This window comes from Vibrio sp. 397 (genome assembly GCF_033339395.1).
In the GTDB taxonomy this organism is placed as follows: Bacteria; Pseudomonadota; Gammaproteobacteria; order Enterobacterales; family Vibrionaceae; genus Vibrio; species Vibrio alginolyticus.
In genome coordinates this window covers 19,854-36,983 of record NZ_JAWOUN010000020.1, presented here as the reverse complement: position 1 = coordinate 36,983, position 17,130 = coordinate 19,854, and the positions used below count along the sequence as shown (strand labels likewise).

Genomic DNA, 17,130 nt, shown 5'->3' with positions numbered 1-17,130 from the left:
AGTGGACATCACTGGCGTTTGAATATCTGGTTATCAGAACTGCTTGATATGCTCTAAGAAAGGCTCGGCTTGCATGAATCCCGTCAAACGAGCGTTTGAAACGTGTTCACCACTGGCATCCCAAAACTCAATTGTTGGTAAACCAAGCACACTCATGTGCTTCAGTAGTTCGATGTCTTGCACTTGGTTTTTGGTCACGTCCGCTTGCAGAAGAATGAAGTCTTGCAGTTTGGCTTCGACGCTTGGGTCATGGAAGGTGTACTTTTCAAACTCTTTACATGCTACACACCAATCGGCGTAGAAATCGAGCATGACGGGTTTACCTGCCGCTTTCGCAAGTGCCAGTTGTTCTTCAAGATCCGCCACGTTAGCAATGCGAGTAAAGCTAACAGTGGCTTGCTGAGTTTGTGTTGTGCTGTTGCCAAACCAGTAATTTAAGATAGGTTGTGCTGAGGCTAGCAAACCTAAGACGGCGATTATGCCCACGGCACTTTGTTTCCAGCCACCAAACTCTAGACTGTTTTTGATGTGGTATAGCCAACCAAAAGCAGCAATACCCAGTGCTGACCACAGAATCGTTGACCACATTTCTGGCATGATGCGTTCTAGTAAGAAGATAGGTGCGGCAAGCAGAATAAAGCCGAAGAGTGTTTTCACTCGGTCCATCCAACCACCTGCTTTTGGTAGCAGTTTGTTGCCGAAGACCGCAACAAGAATCAGCGGAATACCCATGCCCATCGCCAGCGCGTATAACGCGATACCACCGGTAAGCAAATCGCCGCTTTGTGCCACGTAAAGTAGCGCACCAGACAGAGGTGCCGTGGTACATGGTGAGCACACCAGTCCAGAAATCGCCCCCATGGCGAATACGCCTGCACTGCTGCCGCCTTGCTGTTTGTTGCTGAGGTTGTTTAACCACGTTTGAACGTTGCTTGGTAGCTGTAATGAGTACAGACCAAACATAGACAAAGCGAGTGCGATGAACAGTACGCTCAAGCCAATCAGCACATAAGGGTGTTGCATTGCCGCTTGGAACTGCATACCTGCAGATGCCACCACAAGGCCGAGTAGGGTGTAAGTCAGTGCCATGCCTTGCACGTAGACGAATGACAAGCCTAGCGCGCGGCGTTGGCTTAGCTTGCCACTGCCAAGCACTATGCTGGTCAGAATTGGGTACATCGGCAGCACACAAGGTGTAAACGCCAAGCCCACACCAAGCGCCAAGAACAGAAGTGGTGTCCACCAGTTATCAGCAAGGTTGGCAGCAAGGCTATCTTGCTGTGTTACTGGCACTGATGATGTGTCACCAGACGTAGATGATTGCACCGCTGGTGGCGTTGCTGTTGGTGCCTGTTCTGCTTTTGATGCAGTTGTCGCCGTTGTTGAATCTGAGTTCGACGAAGTAAACGCGCTGATAGGAATCACGCGAGTTTCTGGCGGGTAACAGAAGCCTGCTTTCGCACAACCTTGGTATTGCACCACCACGCGCGCACCGTCTTGCCAATCATACATTGGTACGTTAACGAAGAGAGGTTGCGTATAGATATGCACGTCACCAAAGAATTCATCTTTATGCGGTGTGCCGTCTTCCATTTGCAGTTCGCCTAGCGATACTTTCTCACCAGCTACAGACAAGCGCTCTTGATATAGGTAGTACCCGTCACGTACCTGCCAATCGAGCATCAATTTGTCATCTTGCTGGTAGAAGTTAAATGGAAACGCCTGATCAACCGGAACAAAGCTGTCGCTGCTGCTACCAAAACTGTTGTTCTGGCTACTGTTAAACTGGTCTTTGCCAAATAAAGCTAAAGACGGAGTGGAAAAGGTAATGAGCCCTAAGAGTAAAACGGAAAGTAATGCGCGCATAAAAGAGTCAATTCATCTTAGATAATTGCCGTTAGTGTAACTCAATCAGACCCGGAGGCGAGTCAATAAGTTTCATGAAAATGAAGATTTATTGAGCATAAATCAAGACAACAGGCAATAAAAAAGGGAGCCGAAGCTCCCCGAGTAAGACTCTGTTTCTACTAGATCAGTAGACCACCGAATGCGAAGCCAAGTGCTACCGCAGAAGCGATGGTTACCACACCAGGTACAAAGAATGGGTGGTTGAATACGTACTTACCGATACGAGTTGAACCCGTGTCGTCCATCTCAACCGCTGCTAGAAGCGTTGGGTAAGTTGGCAGCACGAATAGCGCACTTACTGCTGCGAAAGATGCAACTGCGGTAAGTGGTGCCACACCGATAGCAAGTGCTGCTGGCATCAGCGCAACAGTGGTTGCACCTTGTGAGTAAAGCAGCATTGAAGCGAAGAATAGAACGAGTGCTAGCATCCATGGGTAGTCTGCTAGTAGCGCACCCGCAACTTCTTTGATGCCGTCAACGTGCGCGTTAACGAACGTAGAACCTAGCCATGCCACACCAAGAACACACACACATGCTGTCATACCAGAGCGGAATGTTGCTGCTGCTGGGATTTTGCCAGCATCGATTTTACAGCTCATTACGATAGCTGCCGCAGCTGCTAGCATTACCGTCATGATAGCTTCGTTACGACCTAGAGCAGGGTTCTCGATAAGGCCAACAGAGCCAGAAATTGCTGCTGCGTAACACACGACAAATGCGATTGCGCCTAGGAAGATGAATGTTGCTTTCTTCGCTGTTGGTAGGATTTCGCGTTTTGCTTCTGTATTTAGCTTGATTAAGCCTTTTTCTAGACGCTCTTGGTATTCAGCATCGTCTTTTAGCTCACAGCCCATGAAGTTCGCCACGAACGCACCGATCATGCACGCGATGAACGTCGTTGGGATACAGATTGCTAGTAGTGTTAGGTAGTCAACGCCAAATGGGTGCAGCATTGCCGCGAACGCTACAACAGCCGCTGAGATTGGTGATGCGGTGATAGCGATTTGCGATGCTACGACCGCGATAGACAGTGGACGAGAAGGGCGCACGCCTTGGCCTTTCGCTACTTCTGCAATCACTGGCAAAGTTGAGAATGCCGTGTGGCCAGTACCCGCCATTAATGTCATTAGGTAAGTTACGATAGGCGCATAAAAGGTGATGCGCTCAGGATGCTTGCGCAAAAAGTTTTCAGCAACTTGCACCATCCAGTCTAAACCACCCGCTACCTGCATTGCTGCGATAGCGGTGATTACAGACATGATGATCAAAATTACGTCAACGGGAATGTAAGCTTGGCTTGTTGGTACGCCCAAGATCAAAGACAACGCAATGACCCCAGCACCACCGGCAAAACCAATGCCGATACCACCGATTCTTGCCCCCAAATAGATGAAGAGCAGAACCACGAAGAGTTCGACCATGACCATATTGATACCTCTTTAGTTTTTTATTTGATTCTGATTTTTTGAACACTCAGGAACAGGAGTAAATGCTCAGAGAATGAGAACCTAGTGGTTTAGCGGCAATAAAAGCATATAAAAAATGTGGTTAACCGTATGAGAGCCTAAAAAAGGGGCCTGAGTGGCCCCCTTCGGATTCGTTATTACTCGTAACGTTTTGCTTTGTAAGTAGGATGCATGAAGTTTTCTACTGACAAGATTTCATCAAGCTCCTCTGCTGTAAGCAGACCGCGCTCTAGCACGACTTCACGAACACTCTTACCAGTTTCTGCACAAATCTTACCTACGATGTCACCTTCGTGGTGGCCGATGTATGGGTTTAGGTAAGTGACGATACCGATAGAGTTGTAAACGTAGTTTTCGCAAACTTCTTTGTTCACAGTGATGCCGTCGATACATTTATCGCGTAGGTTCACACACGCATTGTGTAGTAGAGAGATAGACTCAAACACGCTTTGTGCGATAACTGGCTCCATTACGTTTAGCTGTAGCTGACCGCCTTCTGCTGCGAAAGAAACCGTGTTGTCGTTACCGAGAACTTTGAAGCAAACTTGGTTTACTACTTCTGGGATAACTGGGTTTACTTTAGCTGGCATGATTGAAGAGCCTGCTTGCATTTCAGGTAGGTTCAATTCATTTAGACCCGCACGAGGACCAGAAGAAAGTAGACGAAGGTCGTTACAGATCTTCGATAGTTTCACTGCTAGGCGTTTTAGCGCGCCGTGAGTCATTACGTATGCACCACAGTCAGACGTTGCTTCGATAAGGTCTTCTGCTGCAACAACGTCAAGGCTTGTTACTTCCGCTAGGTGTTTTACTGCAAGCGCTTGGTAGCCAGTTGGTGTATTTAGACCAGTACCGATTGCGGTTGCGCCTAGGTTGATTTCTAGGAGGAGTTTAGATGTGTAATCTAGAGCACGAATCTCTTCGTTTAGTGTTACCGCCCACGCATGGAACTCTTGACCAACTGTCATTGGTACCGCGTCTTGAAGCTGAGTACGGCCCATTTTCAGTACATCTTTAAACTCAACGGCTTTAAGTTCGAATGCGCCTTTTAGGTACTCAATTGCTTCCATTAGCTTGTGTACGCTGTTGTATACCGCAATACGGAAACCTGTTGGGTACGCACAGTTGGTTGATTGGCTCTTGTTTACATGGTCATTTGGATTAACAAATTCGTATTGGCCTTTCTCTTTACCCATCAACTCAAGCGCAACGTTTGCGATCACTTCGTTCGTGTTCATGTTAACTGAAGTGCCTGCACCGCCTTGGAATACGTCTGATGGGAACTGATCCATGCACTTGCCAGTTTCTAGGATCAAATCACACGCTTCGATGATGTAGTTTGCAACGTCTTTTGGAATAGCGCCAAGTTCTTTGTTTGCTAACGCTGCTGCTTTTTTGGTCATTACCATGCCGCGTACAAATTCTGGTACGTCAGAGATGGTCATATTAGAGATGTTGAAGTTCTCGATCGCACGTAGCGTATGAATACCGTAGTACGCATCTGCAGGGACATGACGTTGACCTAATAGATCTTCTTCAATACGAGTGGCTGGGTTTGCTGTTTTTGGAGCATCAGATAGGGTAGCCATAGCAGGATCCTTAGATGATAATTCTGATAATAAAGTTATTTATTAGCCATTTCTGCAATCTAGAATCCATTCATCAGAATTTTTGGCTGGAAAATCCGTCCTGACTTATGTGGCACATGATACTGCACCTAGCGCATAAAAATAGTAACTAGATCACCTTTTTCGTTTTTCATGAGTCAATAATTTGCAAAGTATGAACGGGTTATTAATAACCCTTTATAGGTACTCGATTTTCCTCGACAAACATGAGTTTTTAGAGTTCGAAATTAGCACTTTAAAAGCACGAAAAAATCGGTATGCAATTGAATGAAACGCGTTCCCGCTACTTTGTCTAAAAGAGAAGGAGACCAGTATGAACACGCTTTTTTACAACGATTCGTTTGAGCTTAGTCTGCTTTTACCATTACACTGAATTAAACAAAGGAGGGCGTGTGTTTCCTATCTTATTATTAGCGTTTATTTTTGTTCCGATCATTGAAATCGGCTTATTTATTCAGGTGGGCGGCTTTTTAGGTTTATGGCCGACCATTGCACTAGTCTTAATCACTGCATTTGTTGGTGCGTCGTTGGTTCGTAGCCAAGGTATACAAACACTGATGTCAGTACAGGGGCGTCTTGAACAAGGTGAAATTCCAGCCCAGCAAATTTTTGAAGGCGTAATGCTAGCGGTGGCTGGCGTGCTACTGTTAACCCCAGGCTTTATGACCGATGCCCTTGGTATGTTGGTGTTGCTTCCTGCGCCACGCGCCGCGATAGCTAAATACTTGATGAGCAAAATGGTGGTGAAAACCATGCATGGTGGTGGCTTCCAAGGTGGTTTCTCTAACCAGGGGCCATTTGAGCAAGACCCGTTCCGTCGTGACCCTTTTGATTCCCAGTCAGATAATGGCAAGACCTTCGAAGGGGAATACGAGCGTAAAGACGATGATGATCGCAACAAGCTCAACTGATTGAGTTAGACAGTAAAGAAAACAAAAGGGCGCACCAAGCGCCCTTTTCTGTATTTGGAATTCGTGCTGCTTACAATGCGCCTTCAAAGCCCATTTGACGCCATGCTTCAAAAGCAATGATCGCAACGGCATTCGAAAGGTTTAGGCTGCGCGCATCTGGCATCATTGGAATGCGAATACGCTGCTCCATTGGCAAGCTATCGATGATTTCAGCAGGCAAGCCACGAGTTTCTGGACCAAACATCAAAACATCACCCGCTTGGTATTGTGCATCAACGTGGTGACCTGTGGTTTTGGTGGTGCAGGCAAACAATCGATAGTTACCTTGCTTCTCTTTCTCTAAATACTCTAAGAACGCTTGATAGTTTTTATGGCGTGTTACGCGAGCTAAATCATGGTAATCCAAACCAGCACGGCGGACTTTTTTCTCTTCAAGATCGAAACCCAGAGGTTCAATTAAGTGAAGGTTTGCACCGCAGTTGGCGCATAGTCGAATGATGTTGCCGGTGTTCGGCGCGATTTCTGGTTCGTATAAAGCGATATCAAACATGGTATTGAAATAGAGTTGGTCAAAGAGAGGGGCAGTATATACCCAAGTCACCGAGATATGCGAGATTCAGCAAGATTGACCTGGGTATGAAAGCAGGCATTAGCGCGGATGTTAATACCGTGAGTAGTGATGCTCTTTATAAGAGAGCGTGAGCATAGTTTTCTTCAACTGCTCGCCAGTTGACGACGTTCCACCACGCATCAATATATTCTGGGCGACGGTTTTGGTAGCTGATGTAATACGCGTGCTCCCACACGTCTAATGCGAGGATTGGTTCACCGCGCACATCCACTACGTCCATCAGAGGGTTGTCTTGATTACTGGTGGACGTAATGTGAATCTCACCATCTTTTACGATCAGCCATGCAAAGCCAGACCCAAAGGTATTGATGGCAGCTTGGGCAAACGCCTCTTTAAATTGCGCAAAGCTACCAAATTTATCGTTAATTGCTTGAGCAAGCGCGCCTTGAGGCTCTCCGCCACCGTTTGGTGACATGCAATTCCAATAAATGATGTGGTTGTAATAGCCGCCACCATTATTACGTACTGCTGGACTGAGCTTAGAGATATTGTCAAAGATCTCGTCTAATGACTGAGTTTCGAGCTCGCTCCCTTCAACGGCATTTACAAACTTATCAAAGTACGTCTTGTGGTGTTTGCTGTAATGCACTTCCATGGTTTTCGCGTCGATGTACGGCTCTAGTGAATCGTACGGGTAAGGCAGAGCGGGAAATGTATGTGACATAGTAAATCCTCCTTAATTGGAAAATTTACTTTAATGCTAACGATAATTATTATCAACTTTGATCTTTGTAAGGGTATTCTAAGAAGCCTCGCCAATTTCTAAAGTGAGGGTGGGGCTGTGAATCACTCACTCTAGAAATATGGTGCGAATTATTGTTAGTTCATCAAATTGAGACTAACAATTGATCGGTAAGGTGATACTCATGCGCAATCCGCCTAACGGACTTCGGCTGGCTGCGATCGTGCCACTGTGCTGGCGAATGGCACTTTCGGTAATGGTTAGGCCGAGACCTGTGCCGCCAGAGTGGCGATCGCGTGCCGTGGAAACGCGATAGAACGGGCGAAAAATCGCGGCCAGTTCCTCTTCTGGTACACCTTCTCCATTATCGTCAACCGTGATACGAAGCGTATCGTCATCGGCTTTGATGTCGATTTGTACCTCATCTTTTCCGTAGTAAATGGCGTTACGAACGATATTTTCCACCGCACTCATCAGCAGTTTAGGGTTACCGGAAATATTGCGCTTAGGTAATTCTGAATAGTGTAGCTGTTTGCCCATTTGCTCTGCTTCAAACTGCGCATCTTTAATGATTTCTTCCCATAAACTTTCTAGTGGCTGTGTTTCGCGAGTCATATGACTGTTCGCCTGCATGCGAGAAAGCTCTAATAGTTCGCTGATCATCTGTTCCAAGCGCTGCGCTTCGGTATCGATACGAGTCAGTTCTGGGCTTTCGCCTTGTTTACGCGTCGCTAATGCGCTTGCCATACGCAGACGAGTTAAAGGTGAGCGCAGCTCGTGAGAGATATCGGATAGCAAACGTTGTTGTCCTGAAATCATTTGATTAACCGCTTCGACCATCTGGTTGAAGCTGCTGCCTGCTTGACGAAATTCCGCCGTACCTTTTTCTAAATTTGGGTCTGTGACAAATTCACCTTTCGCCACACGTTGAGCAGCGGCTTCAAGACGACGTGCAGGCTGACTCAAAGCCCAAGCAAGCCATAACAGCAATGGTGTACTAACCAGCATGACCGCAAGCAAGAGCTGGAATGGGTGATCAAACAGACGCAGGAGTAGAGGTGGTGGCTCATTCCACTTGAAGCCCACGTACATCAAGATATCGGAACCTGCCAAAGTGATAGGAATTGGGCCCGCAATCATGTATCGACCATACAGCTTCTGCTTTGGATTATTGTAATCTTCGATACTGGTGACAAAGTTTTGCATGGCACGCAATTGAAAATTGCTGCGTTTTTCTGTCGTAAGAACATTACCGCTGTAGTCAGAAAAAAAGACTCGTGGGCGAGGGTCGTGCTTGCCGTGGCGGTTGCCCTCGATACGAAAAAGTATGCGGCCTAAATCAGTTTGCTGGCTGTATTTTTGTTGGATTGAGTCACGCGTTTCTACCATACGTTTGTAGTGTTCTTCTGGAATATCGCGAGCTTTGCGTGGGTCCAAATGTGGCAGTGATAGCACGGCTATCAATACTAATAACATGGTGAACCAAAAAATGGCAAAGATGCGTCCATACAGGCTATTGATGTTTGGCAGTTTGATGCGTGATAGGTGCATTAATCCTCCTCAAGCAGCATGTAGCCACGACCACGCAGGGTTTTAATTCGCGGCTTGCCATTGCTTTGATCTGGTAATTTTTTACGTAAGTTCGAGACATGCATATCGATAGCGCGATCAAAAGCAGCGAGTCGTTTACCAAGCACATCTAAGCTCAGTGTCTCTTTGGTCAGCACTTGTCCTGGGTTTTGTACGAAGTGGGTGAGTAGCGCAAACTCGGTTGCCGTGAGGTCGAGTAGCTGTTGCTCACAATACGCTTCTTGCTTACCGGGATAGAGGCGGATTTCTTGATACTCAATGCAATCGCTGTTTTTGGTATTTTTTTGTGTGCTGCTAGTGCGGCGTAAAATCGCACGGATACGCGCCAACAGCTCTCGGTCACTAAAAGGTTTTGGTAAATAATCATCCGCGCCCAGTTCCAAGCCGATCACGCGATCAATTTCTTCCCCTTTAGCGGTCAGCATCAAGACGGGAGTTTCCCAATTTTCACGTAAGCGTTTCAGCGTTTCCATGCCATTGAGTTTTGGCATCATGACATCCAACAAAATCAAATCAATCTTATCATTGATCGCGGCTAAGCCGGCTTCACCGTCATTTGCTTCGCTGACGTCAAACCCTTCGAAACTGAGTACTTCTTTTAATAAGCTGGTTAGCTCGATATCGTCATCGATTAAAAGAATGTTTGCCATGGGGGCACCTATAGTAAGTTACCGATAGCCTAATATTACATTGGAATGATGCGCAACGAAGAGGAGAAAAATCACTCTTTACGATTCTTTACGCTCCCTATACGTCGCTTTACCTAGCGGGTCGTATTCTATACTCAAGCGCTGTGAGAACAGCTCAGAAGAACCACTCACCTGTGTAAGGAATCGTATTATGAAGTCTGCAAAAAAACTTGTGTTAGCTGCTGTTGTTCTACCTCTTACTCTTGGCGCCGCAAGCGCATTCGCTTACGGTGGTAAAAACCATCATAAAGGTCCTCGTGACGAATGCGGCATGGGTATGGACCGAGGTGTCATGCGTCAACTAGACCTGACTGATGCACAAAAAGATCAGCTAAAAGAAATGCGTGAAGCAAACAAAGCAGAAATGAAAGCAAAATTCGCTGATGGCAAAGAAGCACGTATGGCTGAGCGTCAAGCGCATCACGCAAAAGTACAATCGCTTTTGCTGGCGGATAACTTTGATGAAGCTCAAGCTAGCGAATTAGCAAAAGAGATGGTTGAGCGCCAAACGGAACGTCGCGTGCAAATGCTAGAAAGAAAGCACCAAATGCTTAGCGTATTAACACCTGAGCAGAAAGCGAAATTTGTTGAGCTACAAAATGAACGTATGCAAGAGTGTGGCGACAGAATGCACAAGCGCATGGAAAAGTCGCGCAATAATTAAGTCATGAATTGATGTTATATAAAGAGGCAGCCATTGGTTGCCTCTTTTTGATCTGGTTATTTCATGGTCATTCAATATACTCAACGTATGGTTTTAGTTAACTCTTTGATTATGAAACAGCAATACGCACGTTTAGTTACGACCGCCGCTTGGACTGCAACCATTGTGGCGACGCTTCTTCTGATAGTAAAAGTCATCACGTGGTGGGTAACCGGCTCAGTGAGCTTATTGGCGTCATTGATTGACTCCATGTTAGATATCGCGGCTTCGGTTGTGAATCTTGTGGTGGTTCGTTACGCCTTACAACCGGCAGACCGCGAACATACGTTTGGACATGGTAAAGCTGAGTCCTTAGCGGCCCTAGCCCAAGCAATGTTTATTTCGGGCTCGGCAGTATTTTTGATTCTTAACGGGATTGACCGATTTTTCCGCCCACATGCTTTACACGCACCGGAGTTAGGTGTGTATGTATCGCTGTTTGCGATTGTGGTCACACTTGGCTTGGTGATGTTCCAAAAACATGTGGTTCGCGTGACGGGGAGCCAAGCAATAGCGGCGGATTCTCTGCATTATCAGACTGACTTGTATATGAATGCTGCGATCATGGTGGCTCTGGGGCTCAGTTATTTTGGAGTGACTCAAGCGGATGCTGTGTTTGCGATTGGTATTGGTGTCTTCATTCTTTATAGCGCTTTCAAAATGGTCAGCGAAGCGATTCAAACCTTACTTGATAGAAAGTTGCCCGATGAAGAACTTGAGCAAATTAACCAAGCTTGTTTGAGCGTAAAAGGGGTATTGGGCGTGCATCAGTTACGCACGCGAATGTCCGGACCGACGCGCTTTATACAGTTGCATTTAGAGCTAGACGATAACTTACGATTAATTGAGGCGCATTACATTGCTGATAAAGTGGAAGATAATTTATTGGCTCTGTTTCCTGATGCGGACGTACTGATCCATCAAGATCCATTGTCTGTCGTTTTCGGACCTGAGAAAGAGCAGAAAGCGCAAGATTGGTAGGCTTGAAAAATCCATCAGTGCCCGACGACAAACAGGTACTTATTGACTATCTTTCCATCAATACTTATTAAGATTCGTGATCCTGATATGAATCAACAAAGTTTCATAGAGAAACTGTAATACTCTTACATAAGTAGAAAAGTTACATAAAAAAGTGCGTTTTCATTGGTAATCCTGTAGAGGAAATGTAACATAACGCACAGTTCTGGATTATGCAGGTTGCTTGGTAACAAGGGGCCTAAAAGAAAATTAAATAATTGATTGCCAAAGATCGAGGGTGAGCATGATTAAGAAGATCGGTGTTTTAACAAGTGGCGGTGACGCACCTGGTATGAACGCTGCGATACGCGGCGTAGTACGTACAGCACTATCCGAAGGATTGGAAGTATTCGGTGTGTACGACGGCTACCTAGGCCTATACGAAGGCCGCATCGAGAAGCTAGATCGTTCTAGCGTTTCAGATGTGATCAACAAAGGTGGTACGTTCCTAGGTTCTGCACGTTTCCCTGAATTTAAACAAGTGGAAGTTCGTGAAAAAGCGATTGAGAACCTTAAAAAACATGGTATCGATGCACTAGTGGTAATCGGTGGTGATGGTTCGTACATGGGTGCGAAGAAACTGACTGAAATGGGTTACCCATGTATCGGTCTTCCGGGCACAATCGACAACGATATCGCAGGTACGGATTACACTGTGGGCTACCTAAGTGCACTAAACACCGTTATCGATGCAATCGATCGTCTACGTGATACTTCTTCATCTCACCAACGTATTTCAATTGTAGAAATCATGGGCCGTCACTGTGGTGATTTGACTCTGATGTCTGCAATTGCGGGCGGTTGTGAATACATCATCACTCCGGAAACTGGTTTAGACAAAGACAAGCTGATCAGCAACATCCAAGATGGTATCGCTAAAGGTAAGAAACACGCGATCATCGCGCTTACTGAGCTAATGATGGATGCTAATGAACTAGCACGTGACATCGAAGCCGCGACAGGTCGTGAAACTCGTGCAACAGTACTTGGTCACATCCAACGTGGTGGTCGTCCAACTGCATTTGACCGCGTACTAGCATCTCGTATGGGTAACTACGCTGTTCACCTATTGATCGAAGGTCATGGTGGTCGTTGTGTAGGTATCGTGAAAGAGCAACTTGTTCACCACGATATCATCGATGCAATCGAAAACATGAAGCGTCCAGTACGCAACGATCTATACAAAGTTGCTGAAGAGTTGTTCTAAGCAAGTTTGAAATAGATAAACAAAACCGCGGCTTTCCGCGGTTTTTTGTATTTGAGAATCAACAAAAAGAAACTAGCGATAGACGAGTGTTAAGACACGCTGCTCTGCTCTATGAGCGTTAATTTTCGCTCGCGCAGCGCAAACAAGTAGCCCAGTAGCCCACCCAACGTATTCCCAACCGCGATACCGATAAACAAGCCTTCAATACTGTAGATTTGGCTCCCGATCCACGCCGATGGCAAGGTAAAAATGAACAGCCGCATAAAGCTCCACTGGAATGCACGCAATGGCTTGTGCATCGCATTCAAACCACTGACTAACATCATCACTATGCCTTGGAAGCCATAACTAAATGGCACCACCAGTAAATAATGCCAAAGCAGGTTTTTCACCGCATCTTCCTGAGAAAACAGCGCAGCCAGAGGAATGCTCAGTGGCACCATCATCAAGAAGATAAACCCTTGGAATACCACTGCAAAACGCATGCTAATAAATAAACCGGAAAAGGCTCGTTGCGGTTGTTTGGCTCCTAAATTTTGTGCCATAAACGGTGTGAGGGCAGAGGTCAGCGACATCAATACTAAAATCAATATAGACTCAATACGCTGCGCTGCGCCGTAAGCAGCAACCGCCGCTGTACCATGGTTGGATAACAGCATCATCAGAATGGCACCGGACAACGGATTCATCGCGTTTGATAGCGCAGCAGGGGTACCAATTTTTAGTGTCTGTTGCCAGTCTTGTTTCAGCAAAGCCCATTGGGGTTGAGCAAGCAATTTTTCCCGTTTAATTAGCACATAGAATGAGCCACACAAAGCACCTAACCAGCTAAAGGCACTTGCTATGGCTGCGCCTTGAATGCCAAGTTCCGGAAAAGGGCCATAACCGAAAATCAACAATGGATCGAGCATGCCATTAATCAAACCAGCCAACATCATGACTTTTGCTGGTGTTTTTGTGTCGCCAGTAGCTCGGATAGCACTGTTGCCCGCCATTGGGATCACTAGCAGAGGAATGGTGAGATACCAGACCTGCATATATTGCTCAATAAGAGGGATGAGATCATCAGACGCACCAAGAAAACGAAACAATGGCGCAATGGTGGTAAAGCCAATAGAAGACGTGATAGCCACAAGTAACACGGCTAACAACAAACCGTGGGTGGTGAACCGAGCAGCTTGTGGTGCATGACCTTGCCCAAGCAAGCGACCAATATTGGTCGATAGTCCCATCCCAATCCCCATCGTAATGCAGTTAACCGCAAAGGTGACAGGGAAGGTATAGCTGATAGCCGCTAGCGCTTGAGTGCCAAGCAGCGAGATAAAAAACGTGTCCACCAAGTTAAACATCAAAATTGCGATCATGCCCATAGTCATGGGGACGGTCATTTTCCGCAGCGTTTCAGGAATGGGTGCGGTCAACAAACCATGCTTATCGGTCGCTTGGGGTTCTAGCTTGTTATTTTCCTGCATGTGTGACAACTATCTGGTGAGCAAACTGCAAGGATACAAGAAAGCGAGATGCCGAGCGAGTGAGCATTTCTAACGCAAACCGTTGCCTAGTTGTTCGTTATTTTAACTAAGTCACAAAAATTTTGTGCCACCCCCTTGGGATCGCTGCTTCGACCCCTTATATAGGGATCACGTGTCTGGGGCTACAGTCCCTAAGGACAATTATCAAATAAACATGGAAATTTTCAGGAGAGACGACCGATGAACATTCGTCCATTACATGACCGAGTTATCGTTGAACGTAAAGAAGTTGAATCTAAGTCTGCTGGTGGCATCGTTCTGACTGGTTCTGCTGCAGAAAAATCGACTCGCGGTGTTGTTCTAGCTGTGGGTAAAGGCCGGATCCTAGAAAACGGCACCGTACTGCCACTAGACGTTAAAGTCGGTGATACCGTTATCTTCGCTGAAGGTTACGGTACAAAAACTGAAAAAATCGACGGTAAAGAAGTGCTTGTCATGTCTGAAAACGACATCATGGCGATCGTTGAATAATAGCAATCATTGAGTAATTTTTTGCTCAGATTCAATTACGAAATTACACACAAAGAATTTTAGAAAGGAAATCAAAGATGGCTGCTAAAGACGTTAAATTTGGTAATGACGCACGAGTTAAAATGCTGGAAGGTGTAAACGTTCTGGCTGACGCAGTAAAAGTAACACTGGGTCCTAAAGGACGTAATGTCGTTCTAGACAAATCTTTTGGTGCACCAACTATCACTAAAGATGGTGTATCAGTAGCGCGTGAAATCGAGCTGGAAGATAAATTCCAGAACATGGGCGCACAAATGGTTAAAGAAGTTGCGTCTAAAGCAAACGACGCAGCGGGTGACGGTACAACAACAGCAACGGTACTAGCGCAATCTATCGTTAACGAAGGTCTAAAAGCAGTCGCGGCGGGCATGAACCCAATGGATCTTAAGCGTGGTATCGACAAAGCTGTTGCTGCGGCAGTTGAGCAACTAAAAGAGCTTTCTGTTGAATGTAACGACACAAAAGCGATCGCGCAGGTTGGTACTATCTCTGCAAACTCAGACGCAAGCGTAGGTAATATCATTGCAGAAGCAATGGAGCGTGTGGGTCGTGATGGCGTTATCACGGTTGAAGAAGGTCAGGCGCTACAAGACGAGTTAGACGTAGTAGAAGGTATGCAGTTCGACCGCGGTTACCTGTCTCCTTACTTCATCAACAACCAAGAATCAGGCAGTGTTGATCTAGAAAACCCATTCATTCTTCTAGTAGACAAGAAGATCTCAAACATTCGTGAGCTTCTTCCAACGCTAGAAGCTGTCGCGAAAGCATCTCGTCCACTGCTTATCATTGCAGAAGATGTAGAAGGCGAAGCGCTAGCAACATTGGTTGTGAACAACATGCGTGGCATCGTAAAAGTTGCAGCTGTGAAAGCACCTGGTTTCGGTGACCGCCGTAAAGCAATGCTACAAGACATCGCTATCCTAACTGGCGGTACTGTGATTTCTGAAGAGATCGGTCTAGAGCTAGAAAAAGTTGCACTAGAAGATCTAGGTCAAGCGAAGCGTGTTTCTATCACGAAAGAAAACACGACTATCATCGATGGTATCGGTGAAGAAGAGATGATCTCTGGCCGTGTTGCTCAGATTCGTCAACAAATCGAAGACGCAACTTCAGACTACGACAAAGAGAAACTACAAGAGCGCGTAGCTAAACTGGCTGGCGGTGTTGCAGTAATCAAAGTTGGTGCTGCGACTGAAGTTGAAATGAAAGAGAAGAAAGACCGTGTAGAAGATGCGCTAGCCGCAACTCGCGCAGCGGTTGAAGAAGGTGTTGTTGCTGGTGGTGGTGTTGCACTTATCCGCGCGGCATCTAAGATTGCTCACCTAACGGGTGACAACGAAGAACAAAACGTTGGTATCCGCGTTGCACTACGTGCAATGGAAGCGCCAATCCGTCAAATCACGAAGAACGCAGGTGAGGAAGACTCAGTTGTTGCGAACAACGTGAAAGCGGGTGAAGGTAGCTACGGCTACAACGCGGCAACAGGCGAATACGGCGACATGCTAGAAATGGGTATCCTAGATCCAACTAAAGTTACTCGTTCTGCACTACAATTCGCAGCATCGGTTGCAGGTCTGATGATCACAACTGAAGCGATGGTTACTGACCTACCGCAAAAAGACGCGCCAGCGATGCCTGACATGGGCGGCATGGGTGGCATGGGCGGTATGGGCGGCATGATGTAAGCCAGCTTATCTCATCGCTCTAGGGAAACCTTATAGCGGAAAGATAACCGACCAAACCCTTAAAAGTCGAGGCAGATGCCTCGACTTTTTTATGCGTGTCACCTGAGAAACATGACGTTCTGGTGTGGCTTATCATGAAATTTTTGAGCGTAAAAAGCGCCATTTCAGAAGCAAAAAATCGAAGAGAAATATTTTTTCTTTTGAGTCAGATGGTTAAATCTGACCTATTGCTAACACTTTTTGAACGGGGACAGAGCAAAATCTGAACATTACACTATGTTGTAAATTGTTGCTTCCCATCATGGAGATGAAAATGAAAAAGCTTATGACGTCATTGGCGGTTGCAGCCGCTATCGCATCACCTGTTGCTTTTGCCGACAGTACACCTGTGATGTTCTCTACTATCGATAACACAAACGCACCCTCTAATTCTTCAGTAGGTGGCGTTCGTTTAGCTGTGTTGCATGGGCAGGTAAATGAGGTTAAAGGTGTCGACTTTTCACTGCTTGGTATGTCAGAAACGGATCGTACGACAGGTGTGAACTTCGGTCTGTTTTTTGGTGCAGCAAAAGTAAATCAAGAAATGAAAGGCGCGTCTTTAGGCTTAGTTAACTGGAACCAAGGTCAGACGACGGGTGTTAACTTGGGTGCTGTTAACATTACGAACAACGTAAAAGGCTTGAACTGGAGCGCGGTGAACTATTCTGAAGGCTACACCATGGCGGATGTGGGCTTAGCGAGTATCTCTAAGAAGTCTAATTTCCAGTTTGGTTTCTTCAACATGACCGATCAAATCGATGGTGTGCAAATTGGTCTTTTGAACTGTGCGGATAACGGTTTCTTCAAGTGTTTCCCACTCATCAACTTTGCTAAGTAATCCCTGAGAAAGTCAGAATCTTTATATACAGAAAGCCCTCGATGTTCGTCGAGGGCTCTTTAATTACTGATGAGATGAAGCGAGTTTCTCG

Annotated in this window: 15 protein-coding genes; 7 read left to right on the top strand and 8 right to left on the bottom strand. The window is 46.1% G+C overall.

Translation table 11 applies throughout. The features are described from left to right. Positions 1-33: 33 nt before the first annotated feature. The 3 genes from R7P36_RS21745 to aspA all read right to left on the bottom strand — a co-directional run bounded on the left by R7P36_RS21745 (position 34) and on the right by aspA (position 4,963). On the bottom strand, positions 34-1,866 hold the full coding sequence (locus tag R7P36_RS21745) for a protein-disulfide reductase DsbD (RefSeq protein WP_065274943.1): 1,833 nt from the start codon (positions 1,864-1,866) through the stop codon (positions 34-36). 161 nt (positions 1,867-2,027) lie between these two features. Continuing rightward, complete coding sequence (locus R7P36_RS21740; RefSeq protein WP_005382378.1) at positions 2,028-3,335, bottom strand: anaerobic C4-dicarboxylate transporter; 1,308 nt, start codon at positions 3,333-3,335, stop codon at positions 2,028-2,030. A 176-nt stretch (positions 3,336-3,511) separates the two neighbouring features. Continuing rightward, positions 3,512-4,963: an aspartate ammonia-lyase gene (aspA, locus tag R7P36_RS21735; protein WP_065274942.1), complete on the bottom strand. Its 1,452-nt coding sequence runs from the start codon at positions 4,961-4,963 to the stop codon at positions 3,512-3,514. A 431-nt stretch (positions 4,964-5,394) separates the two neighbouring features. On the opposite strand from aspA, the gene R7P36_RS21730 reads away from it, so the two are divergent. Beyond that, positions 5,395-5,913 (top strand): FxsA family protein, encoded by a 519-nt coding sequence (locus R7P36_RS21730; RefSeq protein ID WP_005386383.1) that lies wholly within the window; start codon positions 5,395-5,397, stop codon positions 5,911-5,913. Between the two features lie 70 nt (positions 5,914-5,983). Here the strand turns inward: R7P36_RS21730 and trmL are convergent, their stop codons facing one another. The 4 genes from trmL to R7P36_RS21710 all read right to left on the bottom strand — a co-directional run bounded on the left by trmL (position 5,984) and on the right by R7P36_RS21710 (position 9,466). Beyond that, positions 5,984-6,463: a tRNA (uridine(34)/cytosine(34)/5-carboxymethylaminomethyluridine(34)-2'-O)-methyltransferase TrmL gene (gene trmL, locus R7P36_RS21725; RefSeq protein WP_005382381.1), complete on the bottom strand. Its 480-nt coding sequence runs from the start codon at positions 6,461-6,463 to the stop codon at positions 5,984-5,986. A gap of 136 nt (positions 6,464-6,599) precedes the next feature. Further along, positions 6,600-7,208, bottom strand: coding sequence for a superoxide dismutase (locus R7P36_RS21720; RefSeq protein WP_005382382.1), 609 nt, complete (start codon positions 7,206-7,208; stop codon positions 6,600-6,602). Between the two features lie 174 nt (positions 7,209-7,382). Further along, positions 7,383-8,777 (bottom strand): envelope stress sensor histidine kinase CpxA, encoded by a 1,395-nt coding sequence (gene cpxA, locus R7P36_RS21715; RefSeq protein ID WP_054579327.1) that lies wholly within the window; start codon positions 8,775-8,777, stop codon positions 7,383-7,385. Continuing rightward, positions 8,777-9,466 (bottom strand): response regulator, encoded by a 690-nt coding sequence (locus R7P36_RS21710; RefSeq protein WP_005382384.1) that lies wholly within the window; start codon positions 9,464-9,466, stop codon positions 8,777-8,779. Before R7P36_RS21710 ends, cpxA begins: the two co-directional genes overlap by 1 nt. A 190-nt stretch (positions 9,467-9,656) precedes the next feature. Between R7P36_RS21710 and R7P36_RS21705 the strand changes: the two genes are divergently transcribed. The 3 genes from R7P36_RS21705 to pfkA all read left to right on the top strand — a co-directional run bounded on the left by R7P36_RS21705 (position 9,657) and on the right by pfkA (position 12,435). Beyond that, positions 9,657-10,169, top strand: coding sequence for a CpxP family protein (locus R7P36_RS21705; RefSeq protein WP_005386388.1), 513 nt, complete (start codon positions 9,657-9,659; stop codon positions 10,167-10,169). A 111-nt stretch (positions 10,170-10,280) separates the two neighbouring features. Beyond that, positions 10,281-11,189: a CDF family cation-efflux transporter FieF gene (gene fieF, locus R7P36_RS21700; RefSeq protein WP_025768809.1), complete on the top strand. Its 909-nt coding sequence runs from the start codon at positions 10,281-10,283 to the stop codon at positions 11,187-11,189. Between the two features lie 283 nt (positions 11,190-11,472). After that, complete coding sequence (pfkA, locus tag R7P36_RS21695) at positions 11,473-12,435, top strand: 6-phosphofructokinase (protein ID WP_005381521.1); 963 nt, start codon at positions 11,473-11,475, stop codon at positions 12,433-12,435. An 89-nt stretch (positions 12,436-12,524) separates the two neighbouring features. On the opposite strand, the gene R7P36_RS21690 is transcribed toward pfkA, so the two are convergent. Next, positions 12,525-13,907, bottom strand: a complete 1,383-nt coding sequence (locus tag R7P36_RS21690; RefSeq protein ID WP_064354383.1) for an MATE family efflux transporter — start codon at positions 13,905-13,907, stop codon at positions 12,525-12,527. Positions 13,908-14,147: 240 nt separating this feature from the next. Between R7P36_RS21690 and R7P36_RS21685 the strand changes: the two genes are divergently transcribed. The 3 genes from R7P36_RS21685 to R7P36_RS21675 all read left to right on the top strand — a co-directional run bounded on the left by R7P36_RS21685 (position 14,148) and on the right by R7P36_RS21675 (position 17,039). After that, positions 14,148-14,438, top strand: a complete 291-nt coding sequence (locus R7P36_RS21685; RefSeq protein WP_005381516.1) for a co-chaperone GroES — start codon at positions 14,148-14,150, stop codon at positions 14,436-14,438. Between the two features lie 77 nt (positions 14,439-14,515). Continuing rightward, a complete protein-coding gene (gene groL / locus R7P36_RS21680) occupies positions 14,516-16,162 on the top strand; it encodes a chaperonin GroEL (RefSeq protein ID WP_005381509.1) in 1,647 nt (548 codons plus the stop codon). 313 nt (positions 16,163-16,475) lie between these two features. Next, positions 16,476-17,039, top strand: a complete 564-nt coding sequence (locus R7P36_RS21675) for a VC2662 family protein (RefSeq protein WP_005381507.1) — start codon at positions 16,476-16,478, stop codon at positions 17,037-17,039. Positions 17,040-17,130 lie beyond the last annotated feature (91 nt).

What these genes read in the sequence shown, in the direction of transcription:
- pfkA (WP_005381521.1), top strand. Translation starts at nt 11,473, where the DNA reads ATGATTAAGAAGATCGGTGTTTTAACAAGTGGCGGTGACGCACCTGGT.
- R7P36_RS21745 (WP_065274943.1), bottom strand. Translation starts at nt 1,866, where the DNA reads ATGCGCGCATTACTTTCCGTTTTACTCTTAGGGCTCATTACCTTTTCC.
- R7P36_RS21690 (WP_064354383.1), bottom strand. Translation starts at nt 13,907, where the DNA reads ATGCAGGAAAATAACAAGCTAGAACCCCAAGCGACCGATAAGCATGGT.
- aspA (WP_065274942.1), bottom strand. Translation starts at nt 4,963, where the DNA reads ATGGCTACCCTATCTGATGCTCCAAAAACAGCAAACCCAGCCACTCGT.
- R7P36_RS21685 (WP_005381516.1), top strand. Translation starts at nt 14,148, where the DNA reads ATGAACATTCGTCCATTACATGACCGAGTTATCGTTGAACGTAAAGAA.
- R7P36_RS21705 (WP_005386388.1), top strand. Translation starts at nt 9,657, where the DNA reads ATGAAGTCTGCAAAAAAACTTGTGTTAGCTGCTGTTGTTCTACCTCTT.
- R7P36_RS21740 (WP_005382378.1), bottom strand. Translation starts at nt 3,335, where the DNA reads ATGGTCATGGTCGAACTCTTCGTGGTTCTGCTCTTCATCTATTTGGGG.
- fieF (WP_025768809.1), top strand. Translation starts at nt 10,281, where the DNA reads ATGAAACAGCAATACGCACGTTTAGTTACGACCGCCGCTTGGACTGCA.
- R7P36_RS21720 (WP_005382382.1), bottom strand. Translation starts at nt 7,208, where the DNA reads ATGTCACATACATTTCCCGCTCTGCCTTACCCGTACGATTCACTAGAG.
- cpxA (WP_054579327.1), bottom strand. Translation starts at nt 8,777, where the DNA reads ATGCACCTATCACGCATCAAACTGCCAAACATCAATAGCCTGTATGGA.
- R7P36_RS21710 (WP_005382384.1), bottom strand. Translation starts at nt 9,466, where the DNA reads ATGGCAAACATTCTTTTAATCGATGACGATATCGAGCTAACCAGCTTA.
- groL (WP_005381509.1), top strand. Translation starts at nt 14,516, where the DNA reads ATGGCTGCTAAAGACGTTAAATTTGGTAATGACGCACGAGTTAAAATG.
- R7P36_RS21675 (WP_005381507.1), top strand. Translation starts at nt 16,476, where the DNA reads ATGAAAAAGCTTATGACGTCATTGGCGGTTGCAGCCGCTATCGCATCA.
- trmL (WP_005382381.1), bottom strand. Translation starts at nt 6,463, where the DNA reads ATGTTTGATATCGCTTTATACGAACCAGAAATCGCGCCGAACACCGGC.